The sequence below is a fragment of the Aeromonas sp. A35_P genome, assembly GCF_002259925.1.
GTDB lineage: Bacteria > Pseudomonadota > Gammaproteobacteria > Enterobacterales > Aeromonadaceae > Aeromonas > Aeromonas dhakensis.
On the sequence record NZ_NEVB01000162.1, the window covers coordinates 1 to 3,376 of the forward strand.

The following is a 3,376-nucleotide window of genomic DNA, read 5'->3' on the forward strand; positions in this document are numbered from 1 at the left end:
GGCATATACGAATCTCTATGATGCTAGAGATATAATAGATATAGCCAAGGCATCAGTATCAACCTCTGAAGAGGTTTTACTTTCATATGAAAGACAATTTGAGGTAGGAAGAAAATCATGGATGGACATAACTAATGCTGTTAGGGATTTGAGTCAAAATCAAATAAATTATACACGCATTATGGCAAGTACATATGCTAATTACTATCGTTTGATATTGCTTACGAGAGGAAGCAATCGTTAATCATCATGGAGATTATATACGCACGTCCATATTCTGCTTAAAGATTTCTCATTTAAATAGTAATGGAGCCTCAAGTAAAAGATACTTGAGGCTTTTCCACAAGATATAGCATTTAGCTAATAGTGCTTCACTTCAGTGTGGCATAAAATTGGATGTACAGATCTAGTTATCACCTGACACCGGCCTCAACCCGGTGTCTTGTTTACGCTACTTTAGTGCGTACTCCCTTCGGTATCAATTTCAGATCCTTTTTGAACATGCTGTAGGGCGTCTGTCCTTCCATCATCCTGCCCTGATGTGGTCGCTGGTTGTTGTAGTGATCCAGATAGCTATCTAGGTCTGTCTGCATCTGCTCTACCGACTTATATCAGGTTGTACAGATCTAGTTATCACCTGACACCGGCCTCAAACCGGTGTCTTGTTTACGCTACTTTAGTGCGCACTTCCTTCGGTATCAATTTCAGACCCTTCTTGAACATGCTGTAGGGCGTTTGTCCTTCCATCATCCTGCCCTGATGTGGCCGCTGGGTGTTGTAGTGCTCCAGGTAACTGTCCAGGTCTGTCTGCATCTGCTCCACCGACTCATACCAGGTCGTTCTCCCCTTGATACGGAAGTGTTCATCCAACAGGGTACGATGCAGTGTAGTGATGTGATGGACGCCCCCGCCCAGCGCGGTCAGTTTCATACTTAGGCTGACAGCGTTCAACTTGGGGGAGCACCACATGAACACGATCAAAGTAGTTGGAATCGATATTGCTAAGTCTGTTTTTCAGGTGTGTGTATGGATGGCTGATGGTTCTGTTGCCTGGAATCGTAAAATATCTCGCCAGAAACTGCTCCACACGTTGCGCCAGTTTCCACCGCAAACACTGATTGCTATGGAAGCTTGCTCAACATCTCACTTCTGGGGACGGACACTGATATCTATGGGCTATGACGTAAAACTCATTCCCACACAGCATGTCAAAGCCTTTACAAGGCACCAGAAGAATGATGCCAACGATGCATTAGCTATTTGTGAAACAGCTTGCCGACCTGGGATCCACTTCGTATCAGTTAAAACTACAGAACAACAAGATATCAAGGCGTTACGTAGTGCTCGTCAGCTCATAGTTGAGCAGCGAACCGCTCTGGCTAACCAACTACGGGCATTACTTGCTGAGTATGGAGTCATTATTCCAGCCGGGTTACAACGTCTTCAGCAACAACTGCCAGAAGTGCTTGAGGACGGAGACAATACGATAACCTTCACGCTTCGCCGACTACTGAGCCTGTTACGAGAAGATATGCAGATGCTCACTGAACGAATTGATGCCTTGGATAAGGAACTAGCTGAACTGTCCAGCCAGCAGGTTGCCTATCACCACTTATTGACCATTCCTGGTGTCGGGCCACTGATTGCCGCTGCGGTGGTCAGTGAGGTTGATGCCGCCCAGTTTTCCAGCGGCCGTGAGCTTTCTGCTTGGTGTGGCTTAGTCCCTCGACAGCACAGTTCAGGTGGAAAACAACGGCTTTCATCCATGACCAAGAACGGTAATCGTAACTTGAGGACCTTGATCATCCATGGCGCTCGAGCGGTGATGCGCTGTGTGCAAAAACGGGATGACAGTTTAGGGAGATGGGTGAAGGCAATTGAATTGCGGCGCGGGTTCTTAAAAGCCACCGTAGCCCTGGCAAATAAGTTAACCCGGATTATCTGGCGGGTACTAACTGACTCGGTTGATTTCAGTATGAGCAGAGCTTTTGCAGGAAGTTAATTTGATATTTGCTTAGAAAATACACGTTACTGAGTTTGCAGGCACTGATGAAGACACGGGTACCGTCCTTGTAATAGCCTGAATTAGACCTGGGTATGTATATACCGGTGTAGTGATAAGGAAGCAAGGCTCGGATGACATCATGGCGAGGGAGTTAATCCCATCATAACGCCGGATATATGGTTGCAAACCGTATCAGCTCAGTTCTTGCACAACCCGGGGGCGTCCATATATGGTCTAATCATCCCGGACACCATTTTAGGTGGTACAGTCGCCACCCAGACCTGAGGTGTTCAATGACAAGATTACGTCGCTCATTTACTGCCGAGTTCAAGCTGGAAGCCGCATCCCTGGTGCTCGACCAGGGATATTCTGTCCCCGAAGCCAGCCGTTCACTGGATGTCGGTGAAACCGTGCTTCGCCGCTGGGTTCAGCAGCTTCAATCCGAACGAACTGGCACAACCCCGATCAGCAAGGCGCTGACCCCGGAACAGCAAAAAATCCAGGAGCTGGAAGCCCGTATCAACCGGCTCGAGCGCGAAAAGGACATTCTAAAAAAGGCTACTGCTCTCTTGATGGCGGACGAATTCACACGTACGCGCTGATAGACCGATTAAGGGAGCAAGCCCCCATCACCCTGGTCTGCTGCGCTTTTGATGTTCCCACGTCCTGTTTTTACGACTATCAGGCTCGCAAACGGGTGATTAACCGTGAGCGGATGCAACAACGCAGCGAGTTGCGCCGCTTGTTCAAAGCGAGCCGGGACTCGGCTGGCAGCCGCGCCTTGATGTCGATGATGCAAGAGTTGGGACATCAGATTGGTCGATTCAAAGTGCGCAGTCTGATGAAGGAAGCCGGGCTGGTATCCAAGCAGCCCGGCGCTCATCGCTATCAGGTTGCCCGGTCTGAACGACAGGATATTCCCAATCTGCTGGCCCGTGAATTTGATGTTCAGCAGCCCAATCAGGTGTGGTGCGGCGATATTGCATATTCCGGCCGATCATGAACACCGATTCCGGTTCAACGTGAACACCATTTCCGGACCAATGTGAACGCTCATTCCGGCTCAACCTGATGGATTTGACCCCATAGATCCAGACACTCTTTCCCGCTTAGGGTTGTGATACCCGACTGCGCAGATATTCCCGAGGGGAACGATACCCCAAGGCGCTGTGCGGGTGGTGCTCGTTGTAATGCTCGAACGCGATCGCCAAATTGCCTACCGCTGTTCGGCTATCCGGTTTCGGCATCATCTCGATATAGTCTCGCTTCATCGTCTTCACGAAGCTCTCCGCGATACCGTTGCTCTGTGGACTCCTCACCGCCGTTGTTCTGGGCTCCAACCCGATTTCTCGTGCGAACGCGCGGGTCTCA

Annotated in this window: 3 protein-coding genes and 3 pseudogenes; 3 read left to right on the top strand and 3 right to left on the bottom strand. The window is 49.5% G+C overall.

The genetic code is table 11. The annotated features are described in order from the left end of the window. On the top strand, positions 1–244 hold a 244-nt coding region (locus CAK78_RS10270; RefSeq protein ID WP_176452744.1), incomplete at its 5' end, for a TolC family protein. 202 nt (positions 245–446) lie between these two features. Here the strand turns inward: CAK78_RS10270 and CAK78_RS10275 are convergent. Beyond that, positions 447–611 (bottom strand): annotated as a pseudogene (locus CAK78_RS10275) (IS481 family transposase); the annotation flags it as partial. Positions 612–666: 55 nt separating this feature from the next. Continuing rightward, positions 667–894: pseudogene (locus CAK78_RS10280) on the bottom strand (integrase core domain-containing protein); the annotation flags it as partial. Between the two features lie 73 nt (positions 895–967). On the opposite strand from CAK78_RS10280, the gene CAK78_RS10285 reads away from it, so the two are divergent. Both CAK78_RS10285 and CAK78_RS10290 read left to right on the top strand, forming a co-directional pair. After that, positions 968–2,002 (top strand): IS110 family transposase, encoded by a 1,035-nt coding sequence (locus tag CAK78_RS10285; RefSeq protein WP_094697194.1) that lies wholly within the window; start codon positions 968–970, stop codon positions 2,000–2,002. 296 nt (positions 2,003–2,298) lie between these two features. Then, positions 2,299–2,993 (top strand): annotated as a pseudogene (locus CAK78_RS10290) (IS3 family transposase); the annotation flags it as partial. Positions 2,994–3,114: 121 nt separating this feature from the next. Here CAK78_RS10290 and CAK78_RS10295 read toward each other — a convergent pair. Next, the coding region (locus CAK78_RS10295; RefSeq protein ID WP_141214167.1) for an integrase core domain-containing protein at positions 3,115–3,376 on the bottom strand (262 nt) is incomplete at its 5' end.